We start from the raw sequence: 21,612 nt of genomic DNA on the forward strand, positions 1-21,612 counted from the left end.
GGTCCTTTCGGGGATGGAGAGAGTTTTTTCAGAGAGGCTCAAGGAGGCACAGGTTCACAAGGATTCCTGCGAATTCGGCGATTTCTCGAAAGAGGGGTTCGAAGATATCCAAAGCCGCGTTGGTGCAGGTGACTTTGTCGTAGGGGAGAATGGAGAGAAGCTCGTCCCCCACGTACACCGGGTGTCCCTTGTCTCGCCAGTTTTGTGTGGCGACCATCTCTTCGGCGATGAGAATTGCCAGGGGGTAATCGGGAATGCCGGGGTCCAGATCCTCGATGCCGAAGTTCCCGTAGTCAATCCGGTGGTTGTTGAGAGTATTGCTTGTGGGGTTATTCCCCACTACCAGAGTTTTGAGTTTTCGCAGCGCTTCGTTGCAACCCTGGGCGTCGTTTGCTTCGAGGCATCGGATACTCTCGGCGACGAATTCTTTCGCTTTTCGCAGGAGGAGATCGATCTGCCGGAAAGTCCGATCGCTTTCTCCCAGGTGGTTCAGAAGGACCACCTTGTAGACTTCGCTCACCGAGGTTCCCAGAATAGCGGGGAATTCCGTGGCCCACCGGTACGCATCGTAGAGGGTGGTTAAAAGTCCGATTGCTTCCGAAACCGCCTCGGAGGTGAGAAGGCCGAGAATTCTCAGGATAACTCCTTCCTGGTTTTCCAGGTACTGCTCCACCAGGGTGGAGAGGGTGTCCTGGATGAGACTGTCGGGGGAAGGTCCGAAGATGGAGAGGGAGTTGACGCCGTACTGCAGGGAAGGTAAAGAGGCGTTCACCACATCGGCTTTAAGCTGCGCAAGGTATTCCCGGATTCTCTTTGCGGAGTAAAAAATGTTACTCTCCTCCGCTCTGTTCACCTCGTTTTTGAGGCCAAAGAGTAGTGAAGCCCGGAGCGCCGCCTGGGGGTAGGTGGACCAGTGAGCGGGAAAGATCCAGATCCATTGCTCGGTTTGCAAGTTTCCACTGAAAACCTTCACTTTGAAGCGTTCCGGACGGGTGAGGTCGGCGGTTTTGAATTTCACGCCCCATTCGTTCTCGGGAATATAGGGTACCACGCGTTTCTTCCCCGAAGCGTTATGCCAGCCAAGGAGGGTGCCGTTCTCCCGGTACACCGCCATCGCTTTCGTGCCGTCGCCGCAGGTGAAGTAGAACTCCGCTACCCCCAAAGGTACGATGAAGATGGTCTTACTGAGCTCCGTGAGGTTATAGGAGTTTCGCTCGCTTTCTACCAGGATTCCGGCAGAATAAGTGGAGGTGAGGGGCTTGAATTCCCCATAGGTTTTATGGTCGGCTTCATCGAGCGCCAGCCAGCGGTCGGGGAGGAAAAACCATTCCTTTCCTGTCGACATGTCTTTTATCTTGAGGCCCAGCGCGTACCACCCGGGGCGGCTGCCGGAGTTATCGTGGAGGAGGACGATGTGGTCGAGGAAGAAGCGGTCCTTTTTCCCCGTTCAAAAGGATTGAGGGGTGAGGTAAGCTCCATCACCCCAGAGCCATAGACCACCCCCTGGCGTTCTTGCTTTTCGTAGAGTGCCAGGAATACCCGGGCATCGGTTCCCGCGCCCTCAGTATCTCCAGTGAGCACCTCCACTTCGTAGGAAACCTTTGGCGCCCGTACAGACGCAGGGGGAATGGTGACGTCCCGTCCGCCGATGGTTCTTGTAGCATCGACGGCCACTTCTCTTTCGATGCGGCTTGTGGTTCCCCGGTCGTCCTGGACCTCAAGGGTTACCGGGAGGATACCGGAAGCATTGAAAGCGTGGGTGAGCTTCAAAGCGTGGGTGTCGGGAAAGCGCAGATCCGGCGACCACCACCAGTAATCGGTGATCACCCCATCGGGATCGCTTGAGGGGCTGGCGTCGAACATGGTAATTCTAAAATGGGACATTTCATCATTCCCAAGCACAAAATCAGCCTGGGGAGACTGGTTTTCCGGAAGCCGCAGCTCATAGTACTGCGGGTTATAGCGAAAAACATCCTGGTCTTTTAGGGTGTTCTCGGGGAAAAAGATTTCGATTATACCTTCTGTGCAAAGCTTCGGGGCGAGGACATTTGCAAACTGGGGTTCCAGCTTTCCTTCCCGTAAGATAGAACCGACCTGTACCGGGAAGACCCGCAGGGGAGTTTCCCAGACAAGCCGCAGTTCCAGGGGTTTTCCGGGGGGCACCCGGGGCCATGTTCCTCACAAGGGGTATCTCGGAAGAAGACGGACGACGAACATGGTATAATAGCCTGGAGCAAGGAGGGGAGAGCATGAAGAAAGCCTGGCAGATAGTCCTCTTGGTATGTTCTCTCGTCCTGCTTACCGTGGCTTTGCCAGAAGTCCACGCTTGGGAAGATGGCTGCTCAAGACCCAGGGTATCGGTGAGCGGGGCGGTTGTGGACGAGGCAGATTTTCGAGAGTACCTGAAGGGGCAGTATCCCCACCGGTCCTGGGAATCCCTTTGGCAGGAGATACGTGCAACAGTCCTGGAGGAGCTTCGAGAGAATTCCCCACAGGTTGATTTTGTGGAGGATGGCAGCGGTTGCGACTACAGCTTTTCCTACACCCTGAGTCTTATTGCCGCAGGGGAGGATATCGAAGTTGCCGGTGTCCTTGAGGGGGAGTACACCGCCGTCTTCATGAGCTCAAAGCTTGTGCAGAACAATGCGTGCGGGTTTCCTGGAAGTGTCCTTGGAGTTTCTGTTGTGCGGGATGACCCCGACGTCTTTCGCACCATCGAGCGGAATATCGACCGGTACGGTTCTCTGAAAGACCGGATTCTGGAGTACGAAAGAACCCACCGGGTCCCTCCGCGGGGACCGGTGATGGAGTTTGCCCTGGGGAAGCCCTACGTTTCCCCAAAACTCGATGAACGGGAGATGGATATCCGCGTTCGGGTAAAGAATTGTCAGGGTGAGCTGGTCTTTGACCGGCACCATGGCCAGGTGGTGATTTTCCCCAGAAGAACGGAGCGAGGAGAACTGCACCCCACAAAGGGTTTCCCGCAGGATTTTGTGGTCACCGAGAACCTTGTACTCCTGGAGATTACGGGTGAAGAAGGTGGGTCGGTCACCTACACCCTGAAAGAAGGATTAGAACCTGGGTTTGACCTCTTTCAGGCAAAAACCTGCGGCATCGACATGGTCCGAGTTCAGGACGTCCTGCCCCCGGTCCCCATTGCCGGGGTCACCTTAGAAGTTGAACCGGAAGAAGTGTACATTGCCCCCGGTGCATCGACCGCTCTTGAGGTGCGCCTTTTTCAGGTTACCCCCGATGGGGCGCACGTCCCCCTGGAGGGTGAGGTGGTCACCATAGAGGCAAAGGGCCTTGTGGATGGTTCCCTAAAGCCCCAGGGTGAGGTACGAACCGATGCCTGGGGGAGGATTCGGCTCATGTACCAGGCAGGAGTACAAGAGGAAGGAGTGGAGGTCATTGCCCGGTACCAGCCCAGGGAGTATCCGGATGCTGTGGAGGAGCGAACTTCGGTTGCCCTGGTGGAGGAGCCGGCATGCTGGCGGGGAACGGTAGATATCACCGTGGACCTGTCCTACAGGGAAGCAAAAGAGAGCGATCCCACAGAATGTGGGAGAGATGAATCAGAACTTACCACCAAACTCCACGCCCATATCCGGGGTGAGCTTCTTTTGCAGCCAGGTCAACCCGAGACAATCCTCTCCCAGGATTTCTCGGGGACGTACGAAGCGACCATCAAAACCTTCCACGAGAGCTGTGTGACCACCTGCCGGAGGAAAGGGGGAAGAGGCGAGGTCCCGGTGAGGCCGGGGAGCTGGGAGTCTTCGGAAACCAGGGTGCGTGGAACCTTGAGCGACAGAGATTTTCGGGTTTCTGCCAGTGTGGTGGTGGACAGAAAAACCGGGCAGTATCGCTTCTCCTGCGGATTCAGAGGCCTTGTCTGGAAAGGTTTTTCGGAGGTCCTGAGTCGATATCACGACGTTTGCACCGGGGAAACCCGGGAAACCAGCACTGCTTCTTTGGAGACAGAACTTGACCGCTTCGAGATGTCAAGCGGCGAAATCCAGGGGGTCACCCCAGATCTCAAAGTGGTGAAGGGTGAAAAGGTGGTGGAGTACCCCCTGTACACAGGGACAGTGAAGTACGCCTGGGATTTCCAGCGTATTCCCTGCGGGGAGTAGAGTCCTGTACGAACATGCCTAAACTCGTCTTTTTCCACCTATTACCGTGCTCTTGCGCCTTTGGTTCAGGCAGGGTTTACCATAGTCGCATTCTGAAGTTTTGTTGCAGCAGTCTTTTTCGTGTTCTTCGTTAGATTGTTCCAGAGGTCCTCTTTCCGGGCTTAGAGTGGAAGTTTCTCATCACGGACTTCGGGAGCTTTGTATCCTTGTCTGTCTGGAAGTGGACGGAGGCTGGCTTTGGTGTTTCTCGAAAACCTGCTCGGGTTGTCTTCAGGGAGGAAATCAAACATCCAGAAGAAATCAAAAGGCACCTTGCTGAGGCTATAAAACATTTTTCGGAAAATGTTTCTCACATTCCGGAAAAAGACCAGGAATCCCGTCTTCCTTCCGAGACCCTAAGGATGCAAAGATTCTACCTGTATTGGGAGAAGGCCCGCGCACCAGAAAACGGTATACTTTGCTGAGGTGATCCTCAAAAAGTGCCTTTACCTCACGTTCGTCCCTATTGACTAGTCATTGGTTTCGTCTTAGAATGTGGAAAGAAGTTGCGCAAAATTTTTCTAAATGAGGTAGGACGGTGAACGAGAATAAAAACAAAAAGAGACCAACGCTACGCGACGTGGCGAAGCTGGCTGGTGTATCTCCCTCCACAGTATCTCATGTGTTGAATAAAACCCGTCCGGTGTTACCTGAAACGGAAAAAAAGGTACTGGAAGCCATCAGAGCCATCAGCTACCGGAAAAACCCTATCGCTTCTGCTCTAAAGGCTCAGGAGCTGCGTGTTGTTGGTTTTATTGTTTCGCAGCTTCATAATGTTTTTTGGCTCCGCATCATTCGTTCTATCGAATTTCATCTGAGTCAACAGGGATACCACCTCTTTTTAGGATGTAGTTATGGTGAACCGGGACGGGAACTGGAACTGATAGAAACAATGTACCGGAGCGGAGTGGAAGGAATTATTGTTGCTACTACTATTCGTTGTCTGGATGAACAAAATTTAGCCCCTGCTGTGAGGGAAGACCTTTTGCGTTTTCTTGCCGAACGGGTTGTTTTCATTGATACAGTCCCTGCAGACGGGAATTTCGATTTTGTGGGCGTCAACAATGAGGAAGCTTCGTATCGTCTCACAAACATGCTCATTGAAAACGGGCACACTGAACTTGGAATGATTAGCGGGGAGCCTACGATGCTTACTGCTTGTGAAAGAGCTTCCGGTTTCTGGCGAGCTGTGCGGGAGCGAGGCCTTCAGGTCAAGGAAGAACACGTCTTCCTTGGAAAAGGAATGGGGAAAAAAGTGGGTGTAGAAGGAGCAAAAAAGCTCCTCTCCCTCAAGGATCCTCCGAAAGCGATTTTTCTCACCAGTGGGAACATAACCGTGGGGTTCCTCGAAGTTGCCCGTGAGATGGGGATACGCATCCCCCAGGATATAAGTATTGTTGGTTTTGACGATATCGAGTGGACACCCGTGGTTGAACCGTTCTTAACCTGTGCTGTGCAGCCAGCATGGGACATGGGTGAGGAGGCTGTGAACCTTTTGATTGAGAAATTGCGAGATAGCAAACCTAAAAGAGCACCTCGGGAGATTCGGCTAAAATGCGAGCTTCTTGTAAGGAGTTCAATAGCCCCAAATGGGCAAAAAGGGGGTAAAAATTGATGGCTAAGATACGTTTCCGCGGAGTCCATCTTGACTTTCATACGTCGCCACTTATTCCTGATGTTGGTGCTGACTTTGATGCAGAAGAGTTTGCAAGAACCCTGAAAGAAGCCCATGTTGATTCTATCAACATCTTCTCCAAATGCCATCACGGGTACTGTTACTACCCCACAAAAGTGGGTACTCCCCACCCATCCCTTAAAAGGGATCTCCTGGGGGAGATGGTCGAAGCACTTCGCCGGTATGATATCCGCTGTGTCGTTTACACTACGGTGGTCTGGGATGAACTTGCTGCCTCAACCCATCCTGAGTGGCGCCAGGTTGACCAGGAGGGAAGACTTATCGGTCGAGGTCCTCTTGAGAGCAAGGGATGGCAATACCTTTGCCTGAATGCTCAGGAGTACATTGACTACGTATGCGCGCAGGTCGAGGAAGTTTTAACGCTCTACGACGTAGACGGTATCTGGTACGACATCATTGTGCAACATCCGAGTGGCTGTTTTTGCCACAACTGTCAAAAGAGCATGCGGGCAAAGGGGCTTCGCATTGACTCCAAGGAAGATCGACTTGCTCACAACCTCGAAGTAGAAAGAAAGGCTATGGCAAGGCTTTACGATGTGGTAAAGAGGAAAAAGCCCGGTGCACTTGTTGTCTTTAATACAAGAATGCGCTTGCAGAACAACCCCAGCAAGGGTATCCGACCTGAACAGGAATACATGACGCACTTTGAGATAGAGTCACTACCAACAGGAGGGTGGGGCTATCTTCACTTCCCGGTATTCGCTCGTTACTGCGCACCCCTTGGAAAAGAAATTGTGGGACAGACTGGAAGGTTTCACATTTCATGGGGAGATTTTGGCGGGTTAAAAAGCAAGACCGCTTTAGAATACGAGTGTTTCCGTTCACTTGCCCTGGGTGCAAAGTGCTCTGTGGGAGACCAGCTCCACCCCCGCGGTAAGCTCGATTCAGCAACGTATAAGCTCATAGGTTCAGTATATGCTCAGGTAAAAGAAAAGGAACCCTGGTGTCACGATGCAGAGCTTCAAGCGGATATAGGAGTTCTTGTGTGTGAAGAAACAGAGGGTCCAATTCCCTTGTTTGGCATCGGTAAAGCAGTCGGACAAGATTCTGATGAAGGTGCTACACTTCTTCTTACAGAGCTTAAGCACCAATTTCACCTTATTGACAGAGATTCCCTTATTAGTAGCTCCGGACAGGGTTCTTTTCGACGAAGAGCTCACTCAGAAGGTGCGGGGCTTTCTCAGGAGGGGAGGAGCACTTCTTCTCACTCATGAGTCGGGTTTGGATCCTGAGAAAAGAGATTTTGCTCTTGCAGAACTCGGTCTTCAGTACCTCGGACCATCGCCGTTTGAAAGGGAATTTGTGCGTATACATGAATCCTTCGATAGCCTTGATCCTTCATACGATTACGTCCTGTACGAGCGAGGGAGTAAGGTAAAGCTAAAAGGAGCGGGTGAGGTTCTCGGGAAGGCCGTTCATCCTTACTTTAACCGGACATGGGAAACCTTCTGTTCCCATCGCCAGACTCCTCCAGCGTATCTCACTGACGAGCCCGTTATCGTGCAGGTGGGTCAGGTGATTTATATTTCCCACCCGTTTTTTGCCATGTACCGAAAATGGGGATACCCTGTATATCGTCTCATTCTTCAGGAATGCTTACAGCGACTCTTACCAAACCCCCTGCTTCGGGTCTCAAATTTCCCAACACAGGGAGAAGCTACGGTTCTCAAAAGAGGGGATCAGCTCATCCTTCATCTTTTGTATTACCCCATAGGCAGCAAGGGTCGCATTGACATGGTGGAGGACTGTGTTCCTATCACCGGGGTGAAAATAGAGCTGAGAACCCCTCTTTCTCCAAAGGAGGTGAGAACTGTTCCGGAGCTTGAGAATCTTTCCTTCGAGTATGATGGCAAGTACGTGCACTTTGTGGTACCACAAGTAAAAGGACATCAGATGATTGTTGTTGAGTAAAGGAGGAGGTAGAAAGTATGAGAAGAGTTATTTGGTTGTCCGTCAGCGTGTTGATAGTAGGGACTTTGCTCATTTCTTACCCGATTTTAGCTCAACCCCGAGAAGAAACTTTAATTCACGATACGGTGACCGGTGTTATCGGCACACCCGATGACTTCAATGTTTGGGCAGGATGGAGATGGCCAGACAGGGGACTTCATCAGTACTGTCTTGAACCGCTCTGGATTGCCGAACCAGCTACCGGTGAGATTCTCCCACTCTTGGCCAAAGAATGGCCCCCTGAATACAGCGAGGATTTCACAAAGATGACCATACGTCTGCGCGAAGGAATCCATTGGAACGACGGTGTGCCTTTCACAGCAGATGACGTTGTTTTCACCGTTGATCTTCACAAACGCATTCCTCAGCTCCTCATGCATGGGCCAATGGCGGAGTACGTAAAAGAGATTCGGAAGATTGACGACTATACCGTGGAAATCGAGCTTACGAAACCAAATTCCCGGTTCCACTCCTACTTCCTGGACCGTTGGGGAGCCCTCAGACCGATGCCAAAACACGTCTTCGAAAAGGTCGAGGATCCGCTTACGTTCAAGTTCAATCCACCAGTTGGAACTGGCCCTTATGTCCTGGAAAGCTACGATCCCGCAGGTTATTGGACGACTTGGAAGCGAAGAGAGGATTGGGACAGGAGTGCTACGGGCAAGATTTACGGTGAACCGAAGCCCAAGTATATCACCACCCGGGTATTTGCCACGGAAGAAGCCAAAATACTGGCTCTTTTAAACGGGGAACTGGACCTGGCTTATCTCTCGGTAGAAGGCATGAGAGCGGCTATGAGGGCCCCCCATGTACGTACCTGGCGCAAGGAATGGCCGTGGGTCTGTAACATCGACCCATTCGTGCCAGGCCTCGTTCTCAACCACATGAAGGAACCTTATAACATCCGGGATGTTCGCTGGGCGCTTACCTTAGCAATTAATATCGAGGAATTCATGACCATAGCAGCTGACCTTATGGCACCTGTGTCTCCAATCCACATCCCTCCCGTTCCAGCATACAGAAAAGCTTACTTTGAACCAATGTACGAGTGGCTCTTAAACTTTGAACTGGACCTTGGTAATGGAGAAAAGTTCAAACCCTTTGATCCGGAAGTCCCTTCAAAACTCGCAGCTCTTGCTAAGAAAAGGGGATACCCCGTTCCAGAAGACCCTGAAGCCATCAAGGACATCTTTGGCATTGGATGGTGGAAATATGCCCCAGACGTGGCTGAAAAACTTTTGAAAAAACACGGGTTCTTTAGAGACGAGTTTGGCAGGTGGCACCTTCCTGACGGTTCCCTGTGGACTATTCAACTTTTAGGACACCCAGAACCAACAACTTTCCACCACAGAACGATGCTTGCCGCTGCTGACCAGTGGAGAAAGTTTGGCATAGGTATCGAAACGTGGACACCGTTGCAATTCACCACGTTAAACCTCCTTGGCGAGTTTGATATCAATACTACCTGGGCTGCTCTGGAACCCTGGGGTGCCGGGGTTGACCTCTACCGCACCCTTTGGCCTTTCCATTCTTCCCAGGTAAGACCCATCGGAGAATATGTCGCATTTGATCCAGGTGGTTCTTCACGCTGGTCCGACCCACGCATGGATGAAATCATCGCAAAGCTTGAGAAGGTGGATATCGCTGATGAAAAGGCAACTATTGACCTTGGACTTGAGGCCCTAAAACTCCTTGTCGAAGAGATGCCAACGATTCCAATTTATGGTGGCATTGCGTTCCTTGGCTGGAGCGAAATGTATTGGACCAACTATCCAGGCGCTGAGAATCTCTATCCTCATCCATGGCACTGGTGGCCCAACTTTAAGCTTACTTTACCTTTCCTGAAGCCTTCTCAAAAGTAGCATGAGTAGCAACTGCCTTGCTCTCCTGGAAACCCCGGGAGAGCAAGGCACAGTTTTGAAGGAGGAAAAATAGCGCATGAGTGCGAAGACTTTGAAGATCTATCTTATTGCGAGGTTTCTTCAATACATCTTTGTTGTTTTCCTTGGCCTTACTCTGGTTTTCTTTATCCCCCGTTTACTTCCCCAGGACCCCATCCGGGCTATCATTGGCCAATTTCAGCAGCATGGAGCAGGGCTTGATGCGAAAACGGTGGAAACAATGGTGGCTACGTTTCAAGAGCTCTTTGGGCTTTCGGGATCCCTCCTTACCCAATACGTTTCTTTCTGGAAGCGCATGCTCACGCTCGATTTTGGACCTTCTTTCTTTCAATTCCCCACTCCAGTATCTCAGCTTATTCGGCGGTTTCTCCCCTGGACACTCGGACTCATGCTGAGTTCGACCATCGCCGCTTGGCTTCTTGGCAACGTCATTGGAGGCATAGCAGGCTACTTCTCTCAAAAAAGGTGGGCAAAACTTTTAGATACGTTGGCCACCGTCATACGACCCATGCCCCATTATGTTTTCGGACTCATCCTTCTCATCCTGTTCGCATATCTTTGGAAAATCTTCCCCCTCGGAGGAGGGGCTAGTATCGGTAAAACTCCTTCTCTCACCATTGCCTCCTTTCTGGATATCTTACGGCATTCATTCCTGCCTGTACTCACCATGGTCATTCTTGGTGGGGCGGTATGGTACCATCAGATGCGGCTTTTAGTGCAGAATGTGAAAAACGAAGATTTTGTGCGTCATGCGAAATTTGGAGGTGTGCACACGTGGCGTTTAGTTTCGCAGTATGTTATACGCAACGCCATGCTTCCTCAGGTTACAGGTCTTGCCCTTTCCATAGGCCAGATTTACTCCGCAGCCATAATTGTCGAGATAGTGTTCTCTTATCCCGGCGTAGGAACTCTCCTCTTTGAAGCAATCTCGAGAGCTGATTACAATCTCATCATGGGCATAGCAGCGATATCCATATTTATGGTGAGCACCTTGGTGCTCATTGTTGATCTATGTTACCCGTTGCTGGATCCCAGAATTCGATACAAATGAAAAGGGGATAATGGAATGGAAGCCCTTCGAGCACTTTTCCAGGATTATCGGTTTACGCTTGGCTTTACCTTTCTCTCAGCCTTAGTAATACTTGCCTTTCTTTCGTTCTTTTCGCCTTATGACCCTGTAGAATGGCTTCAAGTTCCCCGAGATATGCCTCCTTCGTGGCCTCATATCTTGGGAACGAACTCTAAGGGTCAGGACGTCTTCTGGGAAGCCACCTTTGCTGTACGGAATTCGCTGATTATTGCTTTTGTTGCGGCACTTCTTTCGAGAATCATCGCCACTGTCGTTGGCCTTCTTGCGGGTTACAAAGGAGGTATTGCCGATCAAATCCTTATGTTCCTCACCGATGGTATCCTTGTCTTACCTCTTGTTATGATGCTTATTCTCGTTGCCTCAATCATGAAAGGCCAGCTGAGCCTTATAGGACTGAGCATTCTTCTTGCTTTCTTCGGTTGGCCATGGGATGCTCGAACAATACGATCTCAGGTACTCAGCCTCCGTGAACAAACTTTTACACAAACAGCGATACTTTCGGGGAAGAACGTATTGTCCATTGTCTTCGGAGAGTACATGCCCCATATCACCCCGCTTCTTTTATCTACGGTGTTGAATAATATGACCTGGTCGATTTCTTCGGAGATCACCCTGGCAATACTTGGATTGAGCAAACTTGAAACTCCCACCCTTGGAACAATGCTCTACTGGGCACTGCGTCGCCAAGCGCTGCTTCTCGGATACTGGTGGTGGATCATGACTCCTATTGTGCTGACCCTTGTGCTCCTTACCGGACTCTACTTTATTTCAGTGAGCCTATGCGAATACATGGATCCAAGGAGTCGCCTATGGAGAGCTACAAGGGAGTGATCGTATGGACTTGGTGCTTAGGTCAGAAAACCTGAAAGCTGGTTACGTCCTGCAGTCTCCAAATGGATGGAGAACTGTTCCGGCAGTCAATGGGATAAACCTCAACGTTCCAGGTGATGAGATATATGGCATTGCTGGAGAGAGTGGCTCGGGTAAAAGCACGCTTCTTAAAGCTCTGTTTGTCACGGCGGTTGAACCACCGCTGCGAATCTTTGGGGGAAAAGTTTACTATTACCCCTGGGGGCAGGAAGTTAATATTTTTGCCCTCCCTGAATCGGAAAAGAAGAGGCTTGCGTGGCAGTACATCTCCTATATCCCGCAGGGTTCCATGAGTATTTTTAATCCTATTCGCAGAATCAAGGCGACCTTTCTCGATTTCTTCAGAAGCCACGTCGAAGGGAGAGAGGACGAGCTTCTTAAAATGACAAGGGAGCACATTAGAACTCTGGGGCTTGGACCCGAGGTTCTCGATGCTTATCCCCATCAACTTTCTGGGGGAATGAGGCAACGGCTTGCCATTGCCCTGGCGACACTTCTTAAACCGAAGGTCATTCTTGCCGATGAACCTACGACGGCACTCGATGTGGTAGCCCAAAAGGCTGTGATACAACTCCTTAAGGAGATCCAAAAAGAATCACACAATACTGTTGTTCTTGTGACTCACGATATGGGTGTTCATGCAAATATCACGACGAGAATGGCCATTATGTACGCGGGAAGAATTGTCGAGGAAGGCCCTACACAGGACATTTTTAAAGAGCCGTTACATCCATACACGAAGTACCTCATTGACTCGCTTCCAAGGATTGGCGACAAGCAGGTACGAGAAGGAGTGCCGGGGAATCCACCCTCATTTTTGAATCTCCCCGCTGGCTGTGCCTTTCATCCTCGTTGCCCTTATGCTTTGGAGCTTTGTAAGAAGGAAACTCCTTCGCTGGTCAGTGTTGGTGCTGAGCGAAAAGTGGCGTGCTGGCTAAGGAGTGGGAGGTAACAGTCTCATGCAGAAGCTTCTCGAGGTACGTAACCTCACGAAAATCTTCACGCTTGGGAGCTTTGTCGCACGGGCTAAAATCGTTGCCGTGGAGAAGGTTTCTTTTAGCATAGCACCTGGGGAAATCTTCACAATAGCAGGTGAGAGTGGTTGTGGTAAAACCACAACCGCGAGAATTATACTGGGGTTTGAGTATCCTACATGGGGAGAAGTCCTGTACAGAGGCCAGAACCTTCAGTATCTTGGAAACCGGAGGACCTGGTTCAAGGAAGTCCAGGCGGTTTTCCAGAATCCCTTTGAAACCTTCAACCCTCTCAAGAAGGTTGAAAACTACTTTTTTGCAACCGTTTATAACTATGGTTTAGCAAAAACCCGAGCACAGGCTCAGGAGCTGATTGAAGACAAATTAAAGGCGGTAGGCCTTGCTTTTGCTGAAATTGAGGGAAAATACCCTGGGGAACTCTCGGGAGGGCAACTCCAGAGAGCATCTATTGCAAGGTCCCTTCTCACGAATCCTTCGCTTCTTGTCGCTGACGAGCCTGTCTCAATGGTCGATGCCTCCCTGCGGATGTCTATAGTCAACCTCTTTCGCAAGCTACGAGATGCACTTGGCGTGAGCATTATCTACATTACCCATGACCTTGCGACTGCCTACTATATAAGTGATCGTATAGCCATAATGCTCAGAGGAAACATAGTTGAAATGGGAACTCCAGAAATCCTCGTTCAACCCAGGCATCCGTACACAAGGATTCTCTTACATTCTGTGCCCAAACCGGACCCTGAAGCTAAAGACGATGCGCCTGTACAAATCCTTGAAGAGCAGGAGGAATACCTTCTTGAAGGTTGCAAGTTTGCGGGTCGGTGCCCTGAGGCTTTGGCAATCTGCAAGCACAGACCCCCACAGGAGAAAGTCTATTCCGATGGTACAATGGTACGATGCCACAGGTACTCCTAGCCCAATCGTGGTACCGCCCTGTTCAAGATGCCCATGTATCTGGGAGCATTGTCGGGGCTTGTCTATAGTGGTTCGACCAAAGATAACTGTAGACAGTTTGAGGCCATAGTCGATAAGGACGACGTTTTGAGACCTTGAAGCTAAACCATGAGGTTCCACCTCGAAAAGTGGACGGAGGAGGTGTGCAGTAAGAGAAGACCACACTGGAGCTTGAGGAGAGAAGCTCTGGGAGTACCTTGGAGAGCTTGTTGATTTTTCCACATAGTGTGAGCCTATATACAAGAGAGGTTGACAGATAGAGGGGCTCAGGTTTTGTATACTGCTCTTGCTTGCCAACGTTGGCAGTTAAGGGGTTGTCCTCAGGGGGAAGAAGAGTATGTTTCCTACATTGAATGAGGTTGCAAAAAGGGCGGGGTTTCGGGTAAGGACTGTTTCGAAGGTTATTAACGGAGGACGCGGGGTAGGCGAGACGACTCGGAAAAAGGGTTTTAAGGATGGTTGGAGAGTTTGGATACCGGCCTAATAGTCTGGCAAGAGGTCTGAGAAGAAGCGGAAATAACGTCGTTGGCTATGTGCTTCCCCATGTTTCGAGCCAGTCCTTCGGAGCGGTTGGAAGGGTTGTTGAGAGGATTTTAGGGAAAGCCGGGTATAGTCTCCTTGTTAGTTCAGCGGATAATATAATAATAAACCTTCTTTGAGAGCAGAAACTCGTTTACTTGTAGATCAGAAGGTTCGGCAAGATTATTCTTGCTTTGCGGAATGGGAGAGCGTAAGGGAGTGGTAATCCCCTCAATTGTGCAGGTCTGTCAACCTGAATCCGCAACAAACCCTGGTTCCTCTCTGAATCCCCGGAGGTTCGTTGCAAAATTGGCGAAAGTGCGGAACCCCTTATGGCTTGGAAAGCCAAAAAGGTGTTGCGGGAGAACAAGCAGGTATCTGCATGGTGGTCGGGGGTTCTGGATAGGTTCACAGAGATCTGCAACAGGTAGGGTAGACAAAAAGGTGCAGGACCCTGTATCCTAACTCGGTGTCGAAAACCCTAAGAGAAGGGAGGCCCTGCACCTACATGAAGAGTAGCACAAAGGGAGCAAAAAGTCTATCGGCATATTCTGGAGATCCTGCACCTTTTGAGCTTCCCCCATGGAAGCTCCATTGCTAAGCTCGCTAGAATCCATGGACTCTCAAAAAAAGCCAGGATTCGCCTTGAAATCCTCGACTTTGCCAAAACCCACCCTGTGGCCGTCACTTGCCGGAGGTACGGAATAGCTCGGAGTACATACTACCGGTGGAAGAAAAAGTTCAACCCCAGAAACCTCCAAAGCCCGGAAGGCAGGTCCAGAAGACCCAAAAAGGTCCGGAAGCCTCAGTGGACCTCAGAGCTTGTGGAGGGAATTCAAAGACTCCGGGAGGAATTCCCCTTCCTGGGGAAAGGGAAGCTTACCGTCCTCCTCAGGAGAGAGGGTTTCACTGCTTCTTCCTCCACCGTGGGGAGGATCCTCAGGTATCTCAAGACCCGGGGTCTCCTCAAAGAGGGAGAGAAACCGAGGAGGGTTTCTGCCACAAAAAGCCCACGGGGGAATTAAAGACCCCATGCCCAGAGAAAACCCAGAGACTACAAGGTGGTATCCCCAGGAGACCTCATCGCCATCGATACTCTGGACATCCGTCCCCTCCCTGGAAAGGTGTATAAGCAATTTACCGCCGGAGATCTTATCTCCAGGTGGGCCTATTCCTCCCTCCATTCTCAAGCCACGGCCAACCTCGCCAGGGTGTTCCTCGAGGAACTCCTCAGGAAGTGCCCCTTTCCAGTGCGGGCTATTCAGGTAGATGGAGGAAGTGAATTCTATGGGGAGTTTGAGAAGGCCTGTAAGGAATACGGTATCAAGCTCTTCGTCCTTCCTCCAAGGTCTCCCAAGCTCAATGGGATGGTGGAACGGCTCAACCGGACCTTCCGGGAGGAGTTCTGGGCGCACTATGAGGATGAAGTAGATCTTGCAACCATGAGGTTCCACCTTAAAAGGTGGACGGAAGAGGTGTACAATAGGAAAAGACCACACTGGAGCTTGGGATACAGGAGTCCTTGGGAGTACCTGAGAGACACCGGACTTGTTGAGTGTCCCACATGATGTGGACCTATACAGGGTTCTTGTTTTTTTACTGCTTTTCAGTATAATGTAAAAGGGGTGGCGGTGTAGCTCAGTTGGTTAGAGCATCCGGCTCATACCCGGAGCGCCGGGGTTCGAATCCCTGCACCGCCACCAGATTGTGCAGGTTTTGCACGGTGCAGGCACTGGAACGAAAGGTCTACGAGTTCATCAGGGAGCATTCCCTCTTCGCCCCCCGTGATGTCGTGCTTGTCGCCTTCTCTGGAGGACCAGATTCCACCGCCCTCGCCGAAATACTGGCTCGTCTCAGGTCGCTCTTGAACATCGAACTTTTGCTCCTTCACCTCAATCACAGACTTCGCAAAGAAGAGTCTGACCGTGATGAGGCTCACTGTGTGCGGTGGGCAGAGGAGCGGGGGCTTCCCATTATCGTGGAACGAAGAGATGTGGAGGCGTTCTGCCGCCTGAAGCGGCTTTCCCTTGAGGAGGCGGCGCGAATCGTCAGGTACGAGGTTTTCGAAGCGTGCCGGATGGCTCACGGAGCTTCCTGTGTGGCTTTAGGGCATACCCTTGATGACCAGGCGGAGACGGTTTTCATGAACATCGTCCGGGGTACCGGCCTTCTGGGCCTTTGCGGCATGCGACCAAAGGAAGGCGTCTATGTGCGGCCGCTCCTTGGGGTACGGCGCCGCGAGATCCGGGAGTTCCTTGAGAGGGAGGGTATCTCTTTCGTTGAGGACAGTTCCAACCTCGACCTGCGTTTCCTCCGCAACCGGATTCGCCATTGTGTCTTTCCTTTGCTTGAGGAGATAAACCCTCGCGCTGTGGAGGCGCTGGCCCGGCTTTCCCTGAACGCCCAGGAGGCTCTGGCTTTGCGGGAGGAAAAGAGTCTCCCCCTTGTCCAGGTGCATGGGGGAGGAGGCATACCCCTTGACGCTGTGCTCCTTGTTCCCCCCCCAGAGCGGCCATGGCTTGTGCGGCAGTTCCTTCGGGAGGTTCGCGGAACCCTCTGGGATGTTACCCGGGGCCAGATTGAGGACATCCTTCATCTTGTGGAGAGGCGAAAAGGCGAGGTCGTCCTCCCGGGGAAGGTTCGGGTTTTCGTGCAGGGAGGGTATCTCTGGGCTTCTTCCTCCCCTCTCCCCCTTGTCGACATGCCCTCGTGGAGTTTTCCCCTCTATTTCCCTGGAGTGCACGCCTTTCCTGACCTTGGGGTTGTCCTTGAGGGTCGTTTTACCCCGTTTTCTGGAGAGGTTCATGGTGCGGTCTGGCGCGAGGCCCTGGACTACGAGCAATGTGCTCTTCCTCTGGTGCTCCGGAATTTCTGCGAGGGAGACCGCATGCAATGGAGGGGGAAGGAGCGAAAGCTTAAGGAACTTTTCGAAGAGTGGGGGATTATTCGTGAGTGGAGGCGGCTTCTTCCTCTCCTCTGTGACCAGGAGAAGGTACTCTGGATTCCCGGCCTGGCCCTTGACGAACGGGTGAGAGTTCAGGAAAATAGCAAGAGTATTCTCCATGTGGAGCTGCGGCGGCGTAAGGGGTGAAACGGTGGAGGACTTCATCGAACGGGTTCTCATCACCGAAGAGGAAATTCGGCAGAGGGTTCGAGAACTCGGAGAGGCCATAAGCAGGGACTATGCGGGGAAGGAACTGAGGGTTGTCGGGGTGCTTCGGGGAGCATTCATCTTCATGGCTGATCTTGTCAGGAATATTCGGGTTCCCCTGAGCGTTGATTTTATGTCGATATCAAGTTACGGAGACGAGTGTGAAACAAGCGGCGTGGTACGAATTCTCAAAGACCTGGACAAACCCATCACCGGGCGACACGTCCTTATCGTTGAGGACATCGTGGACACAGGACTGACTCTGCGACACCTCAAGGAGGTGCTCTCCACCCGGGGCCCGGCAAGCCTTAAGGTGTGTGCACTTTTGAGTAAGCCCGAGAGGAGACTTGTGCAGGACCTAACCATCGATTACCTGGGATTTGAAATTCCCAACTGTTTCGTCGTGGGGTATGGTCTGGACTACGCGGAACGGTACCGGAACTATCCCTTTATCTTTGTCCTGAAGCCCGACTACTATCACGATGCCCAGAGGGAAGGAAAGGGTCAGTGCGGATGAACAATATTCCTGGTGGGAGATTTTACCGGAACTTAGGATTCTATCTTCTCTTCCTTATCATTGTGATTTCCCTGGCCACCTCGCTTATGCAGCGCGAGGCCCCTCCACAGGTACTGACCTACAGTCAGTTCCTTGACGCGGTGCAGCGGGGAGCCGTCCGCCGGGTGGTCATTGCTGACCGGAGTATCAGCGGGCAGATGCTTGACGGGACTCGTTTCACCACTTATGCCCCCGAGGACCCCGAGCTCATCCGGATTCTCCGGAATCAGAACGTTGAGATTGAGGCGCGTCCCCCTGTTGAACCGTCCTGGTGGACGAGGATTCTGAGCTCACTCTTTCCCACGATTTTACTCATTGTGGTGTGGATTTTCCTCCTGCAGCAGATTCAGGGGGGGAGTAAAGTGACCTCTTTCGTGAAAAGCCGGGCCAAGCTCGTGGACCCGGAGAAGGTCAGGGTCACCTTTGACGACGTTGCCGGTATTGACGAGGTGAAAGAAGAGCTGAAGGAAGTTGTGGATTTTCTGAAAAACCCCCGGAAGTTCCAGAAAATCGGCGCCCGAATCCCCCGGGGTGTGCTGCTCTATGGTCCTCCGGGCACAGGGAAGACCCTTCTTGCCAAAGCCATTGCCGGAGAGGCAGGGGTACCCTTCTTCAGCATCAGCGGTTCGGACTTTGTGGAGATGTTCGTGGGAGTTGGGGCGGCACGGGTTCGGGACCTTTTCGCCAACGCCAAGAGGAACGCTCCCTGCATCGTCTTTGTCGACGAGCTCGATGCTGTGGGGCGGCACCGGGGAGCAGGACTTGGGGGGGGACATGACGAGCGAGAGCAAACGCTCAACCAGCTCCTCGTGGAGATGGACGGCTTTGACCCCAACCAGGGCGTGATCCTCATCGCCGCTACGAACCGTCCTGATATCCTTGACCCTGCCCTTTTGCGCCCGGGGCGGTTTGACCGGCGCATTGCTGTTCCCCAGCCGGATGTCAGGGGACGGGAGGCCATTCTCAGGGTGCACGTTCGGGGGAAACCCCTGGGGAAAGACGTCGACCTTGAGGTTCTGGCGCGTCGCACGCCTGGCTTTGTTGGAGCAGATCTTGCTAATCTCGTGAACGAAGCGGCCATCCTTGCGGCCCGCAAGGGGAAGGATGTCATCGAAATGGAGGATTTTGAGGAGGCTATCGACAAGGTCATTGCCGGACCGGAACGGAAACACATCATCATCAGCGAACGAGAGAAACGCATCATCGCGTACCACGAAGCAGGGCATGCTCTTGTGGCGAAGGTCCTGCCAAACAGTGATCCAATCCACAAGATTTCCATCATCCCCCGGGGGGGTGTCGCCCTGGGGTACACGTTGCAGCTCCCTGCGGAGGACCGGTACCTCCTCACCAAGCAGGAACTCATGGCGCGCCTTTCCATTCTCCTCGGAGGACGGGTGGCGGAGGAAGTGGTTTTCAAGGATGTGACGACCGGTGCCCATGACGACCTCAAGAAAGCCACGGAAATCGCCCGGGAGATGGTCTGTGAGTACGGCATGAGCGAGCTCCTTGGCCCTCTGACCCTCGGCAGAAAGCACAAGGAGGTTTTCTTGGGACGTGACATTGCCGAAGACCGGAACTACAGTGAGGAAATCGCCTATGCCATCGATAGGGAAGTCCGGGCCCTTATTGATCAGGCGTACGAGCGGGCAAAGGACATCATCGTCCGGTACCGGGAGAAGCTCGACGCGCTGGCGAAAGAGCTGGTGGAAAAAGAGGTCCTGGGGCGGGAAGACATCGAGCGGATTCTGGACATCCCCCAGGACGAAAGTCCTTCCAAAGGAGGAGAAAAGGTCCATGAAAGCGAACACGCTGCGTATTGGTCTGACCGGAGTAGCCAGCATGGTGGTGAATGAGGAGACCACGGCAGACCGCTTTGACCCCGATATGGTGCCCGCTTTCGCAACCCCTATGCTTGTGTCGCTCATGGACAACGCTGCCCACGAAGCGGTTAAGCATCACCTTCCCGAAGGGTACGTCAGCGTGGGAACAAGAATCAGCATCTCCCATATCGCAGCAACCCCAAAGGGCATGAAGGTCACTGCCCGGGCCACCCTTGTGGAGATTTACCGGAACCGTCTCGTTTTTGAAGCCGAGGCCTTTGACGAGGTCGAGAAAGTAGGGGAAGGGCGCCTGGAACGATTTGTGGTGAACAGGGAATGGTTCATGAAGCGCCTTGAGGCCAAGGCTAGCGTGAAGAAGCGAGGTCTGGTGGAACAATGAGACAGTTTGCCGTTTTTGGACTGGGTATTTTTGGGAGCAGCATCGCCATCGCCCTGTACCAGCAGGGGTTCACGGTTCTTGGAGTGGACATCGAAGAGGACCCGGTAAAAGAGATGGCGGGGAAAATCACCGAGGTGGTCCAGGCTGATACCACCGATGAGAAGGTGCTCGAGGCCCTGGGGGTGAAGAACTTCGACGTGGCCATCGTGAGCATCGGGAACGACATCCAGTCGAGTGTTCTCACCACCCTTGCGGTGAAGGAACTCGGGGTTCCCTTCATTGTCGCCCGGGCAATCAACGAGATGCATGGGAAGATTCTGGAGAAAATCGGAGCGGATCGGGTGATTTTCCCCGAGCGGGATATGGCCCTGAGAGTGGCGAAAACTCTGGCTTTCCCCAACGCCATACGGACGGAGGAGCTCTTCCCGGGGTACAACATTGTGGAGGTGAGGCTTCCTGCGCTCCTCCATGGAGTCTCCCTGGGGAAGGCCCAGCTGCGGAATCGCTACGGTATCACTGTTCTGGCCATCAGGAGGGATAACGAGTACCGAGTTTCGCCCTCGGCCGACGAGGTGCTACTCAAAGGGGACATCATCTACGTTCTGGGGAATGAGCAGCAGTTGCGGAAGTTCTTTAAGGAAATGGTGGAAAGCCGCAATGGAAAGGTTGTGGAGGTATGAAGGCGCAGCTTGAGTGCTTCACCTGCAACATCCGTCAGGCCCAGGAAGCTGCGGAAATCGCTGGGGCTTCCTTCGACCTTCTCTGGAAGGTTTCCCAGAGGGTCTGTGCGCTTTACGCCCAGGCGGATCCCTGCTGGACACCTGCGTACATGACCACTCTGGCGCACCAGATTGCCAAGGAAGCCACAGGGGTCGAGGACATTTACTACCGTTTCAAGCGGCATTACAACCGCATGGCCCTTGAGCTTTATGGAAGGCTTAAAGAGTTCGTGGCCTCTGGGGAAAATCGCCTTGAACGAGCAGTTCTTGTGGCCATTGCGGGGAACATCATCGACCTTGGAGTGTACCGGGAGGTGGATGTGGAGGGCATTCTCACCCAGGTGACCTCTGCCCAGTGGGGGAGGTACGATTTCCCTGCTTTTGCTGCTGACCTTTCCCGGGCACGAACCATTGTATACGTTGGGGATAACGCAGGGGAAATTGTTTTTGACCGGATTCTCGTGGAGGAGATACAGAACCTGGGGGAGAAGGAGATTTTCTTCGTCGTCAAGGGAGGTCCCATCTCAAACGATGCCCTTCTTGAGGATGCTCGTGAAGCCGGCCTTGAAGGGCTGGTGCATTTGCTCACCACGGGCCAGGCCGAAACAGGCATCGACCTTTCGCGGGCACCCCTTGAGCTTCAGGAGGTCTGGAAGAGAGCCGACCTCATTATCTCCAAAGGACAGGGGAACTTTGAAACCCTGAGCGGTCGGGGGGAGAATATCTACTTCCTCCTCAAGGCAAAGTGTGTTCCTGTGGCGCGGGAGTTTGGTGTTCCCCAGGGTGCGCTGATTCTCAAGCGAAATCTCGGGTGAGGCC

General features: G+C 52.5%; 21 protein-coding genes and 1 tRNA gene. 20 read left to right on the top strand and 2 right to left on the bottom strand.

The features are described 5' to 3' along the window. Positions 1-28 precede the first annotated feature (28 nt). Both ACPT9Q_RS07685 and ACPT9Q_RS07690 read right to left on the bottom strand, forming a co-directional pair. Positions 29-1,345: a hypothetical protein gene (locus tag ACPT9Q_RS07685; RefSeq protein ID WP_427365484.1), complete on the bottom strand. Its 1,317-nt coding sequence runs from the start codon at positions 1,343-1,345 to the stop codon at positions 29-31. Between the two features lie 5 nt (positions 1,346-1,350). Continuing rightward, positions 1,351-2,163 (bottom strand): PKD domain-containing protein, encoded by an 813-nt coding sequence (locus ACPT9Q_RS07690; RefSeq protein ID WP_427365485.1) that lies wholly within the window; start codon positions 2,161-2,163, stop codon positions 1,351-1,353. 86 nt (positions 2,164-2,249) lie between these two features. Here ACPT9Q_RS07690 and ACPT9Q_RS07695 point away from each other — a divergent pair, with 86 nt between their 5' ends. The 20 genes from ACPT9Q_RS07695 to ACPT9Q_RS07790 all read left to right on the top strand — a co-directional run bounded on the left by ACPT9Q_RS07695 (position 2,250) and on the right by ACPT9Q_RS07790 (position 21,608). Continuing rightward, positions 2,250-4,133, top strand: coding sequence for a hypothetical protein (locus ACPT9Q_RS07695; RefSeq protein WP_427365486.1), 1,884 nt, complete (start codon positions 2,250-2,252; stop codon positions 4,131-4,133). 577 nt (positions 4,134-4,710) lie between these two features. Beyond that, positions 4,711-5,787 carry a LacI family DNA-binding transcriptional regulator gene (locus tag ACPT9Q_RS07700; RefSeq protein ID WP_427365487.1) on the top strand — a complete coding sequence of 359 codons (1,077 nt, stop codon included), beginning with the start codon at positions 4,711-4,713 and terminating at the stop codon, positions 5,785-5,787. After that, positions 5,787-7,082, top strand: coding sequence for an alpha-L-fucosidase (locus ACPT9Q_RS07705; protein WP_427365488.1), 1,296 nt, complete (start codon positions 5,787-5,789; stop codon positions 7,080-7,082). Before ACPT9Q_RS07700 ends, ACPT9Q_RS07705 begins: the two co-directional genes overlap by 1 nt. Positions 7,083-7,089: 7 nt before the next feature. After that, on the top strand, positions 7,090-7,779 hold the full coding sequence (locus ACPT9Q_RS07710; protein ID WP_427365489.1) for a hypothetical protein: 690 nt from the start codon (positions 7,090-7,092) through the stop codon (positions 7,777-7,779). Positions 7,780-7,796: 17 nt separating this feature from the next. Beyond that, a complete protein-coding gene (locus ACPT9Q_RS07715; RefSeq protein ID WP_427365490.1) occupies positions 7,797-9,680 on the top strand; it encodes an ABC transporter substrate-binding protein in 1,884 nt (627 codons plus the stop codon). 76 nt (positions 9,681-9,756) lie between these two features. Beyond that, entirely contained in the window at positions 9,757-10,770 is a 1,014-nt protein-coding gene (locus tag ACPT9Q_RS07720; RefSeq protein WP_427365491.1) for an ABC transporter permease, read from the top strand. A 15-nt stretch (positions 10,771-10,785) separates the two neighbouring features. Continuing rightward, positions 10,786-11,640, top strand: a complete 855-nt coding sequence (locus tag ACPT9Q_RS07725; RefSeq protein ID WP_427365492.1) for an ABC transporter permease — start codon at positions 10,786-10,788, stop codon at positions 11,638-11,640. 4 nt (positions 11,641-11,644) lie between these two features. After that, complete coding sequence (locus tag ACPT9Q_RS07730; protein WP_427365493.1) at positions 11,645-12,631, top strand: ABC transporter ATP-binding protein; 987 nt, start codon at positions 11,645-11,647, stop codon at positions 12,629-12,631. Positions 12,632-12,638: 7 nt separating this feature from the next. Beyond that, positions 12,639-13,589: an ABC transporter ATP-binding protein gene (locus ACPT9Q_RS07735; protein WP_427365494.1), complete on the top strand. Its 951-nt coding sequence runs from the start codon at positions 12,639-12,641 to the stop codon at positions 13,587-13,589. Between the two features lie 376 nt (positions 13,590-13,965). Continuing rightward, the gene (locus ACPT9Q_RS07740) at positions 13,966-14,112 is read left to right on the top strand and encodes a LacI family DNA-binding transcriptional regulator (protein ID WP_427365495.1); all 147 of its coding nucleotides are present in this window, start codon (positions 13,966-13,968) and stop codon (positions 14,110-14,112) included. Then, positions 14,084-14,287: a hypothetical protein gene (locus ACPT9Q_RS07745; RefSeq protein WP_427366772.1), complete on the top strand. Its 204-nt coding sequence runs from the start codon at positions 14,084-14,086 to the stop codon at positions 14,285-14,287. Before ACPT9Q_RS07740 ends, ACPT9Q_RS07745 begins: the two co-directional genes overlap by 29 nt. 429 nt (positions 14,288-14,716) lie before the next feature. Beyond that, the gene (locus tag ACPT9Q_RS07750) at positions 14,717-15,172 is read left to right on the top strand and encodes a helix-turn-helix domain-containing protein (protein ID WP_427365496.1); all 456 of its coding nucleotides are present in this window, start codon (positions 14,717-14,719) and stop codon (positions 15,170-15,172) included. Positions 15,173-15,208: 36 nt separating this feature from the next. Further along, positions 15,209-15,715, top strand: a complete 507-nt coding sequence (locus tag ACPT9Q_RS07755) for an integrase core domain-containing protein (RefSeq protein ID WP_427365497.1) — start codon at positions 15,209-15,211, stop codon at positions 15,713-15,715. A gap of 59 nt (positions 15,716-15,774) precedes the next feature. Next, positions 15,775-15,850 (top strand) — tRNA-Met (locus tag ACPT9Q_RS07760). Between the two features lie 20 nt (positions 15,851-15,870). Next, positions 15,871-17,238 (top strand): tRNA lysidine(34) synthetase TilS, encoded by a 1,368-nt coding sequence (tilS, locus tag ACPT9Q_RS07765; protein WP_427365498.1) that lies wholly within the window; start codon positions 15,871-15,873, stop codon positions 17,236-17,238. Between the two features lie 4 nt (positions 17,239-17,242). Next, positions 17,243-17,815, top strand: coding sequence for a hypoxanthine phosphoribosyltransferase (gene hpt, locus ACPT9Q_RS07770; RefSeq protein ID WP_017874015.1), 573 nt, complete (start codon positions 17,243-17,245; stop codon positions 17,813-17,815). Beyond that, positions 17,812-19,707 (top strand): ATP-dependent zinc metalloprotease FtsH, encoded by a 1,896-nt coding sequence (ftsH, locus tag ACPT9Q_RS07775; RefSeq protein WP_038305092.1) that lies wholly within the window; start codon positions 17,812-17,814, stop codon positions 19,705-19,707. The genes hpt and ftsH overlap by 4 nt, the downstream gene beginning before the upstream one ends. Next, positions 19,649-20,074, top strand: a complete 426-nt coding sequence (locus ACPT9Q_RS07780) for a thioesterase, FlK family (protein ID WP_026137333.1) — start codon at positions 19,649-19,651, stop codon at positions 20,072-20,074. Before ftsH ends, ACPT9Q_RS07780 begins: the two co-directional genes overlap by 59 nt. Beyond that, positions 20,071-20,754, top strand: coding sequence for an NAD-binding protein (locus ACPT9Q_RS07785; RefSeq protein WP_017873585.1), 684 nt, complete (start codon positions 20,071-20,073; stop codon positions 20,752-20,754). Before ACPT9Q_RS07780 ends, ACPT9Q_RS07785 begins: the two co-directional genes overlap by 4 nt. Next, complete coding sequence (locus tag ACPT9Q_RS07790) at positions 20,751-21,608, top strand: damage-control phosphatase ARMT1 family protein (protein ID WP_427365499.1); 858 nt, start codon at positions 20,751-20,753, stop codon at positions 21,606-21,608. The genes ACPT9Q_RS07785 and ACPT9Q_RS07790 overlap by 4 nt, the downstream gene beginning before the upstream one ends. Positions 21,609-21,612 lie beyond the last annotated feature (4 nt).

The sequence above is a fragment of the Candidatus Caldatribacterium saccharofermentans genome (genome assembly GCF_050267035.1).
Classification (GTDB): Bacteria; Atribacterota; Atribacteria; order Atribacterales; family Caldatribacteriaceae; genus Caldatribacterium; species Caldatribacterium saccharofermentans.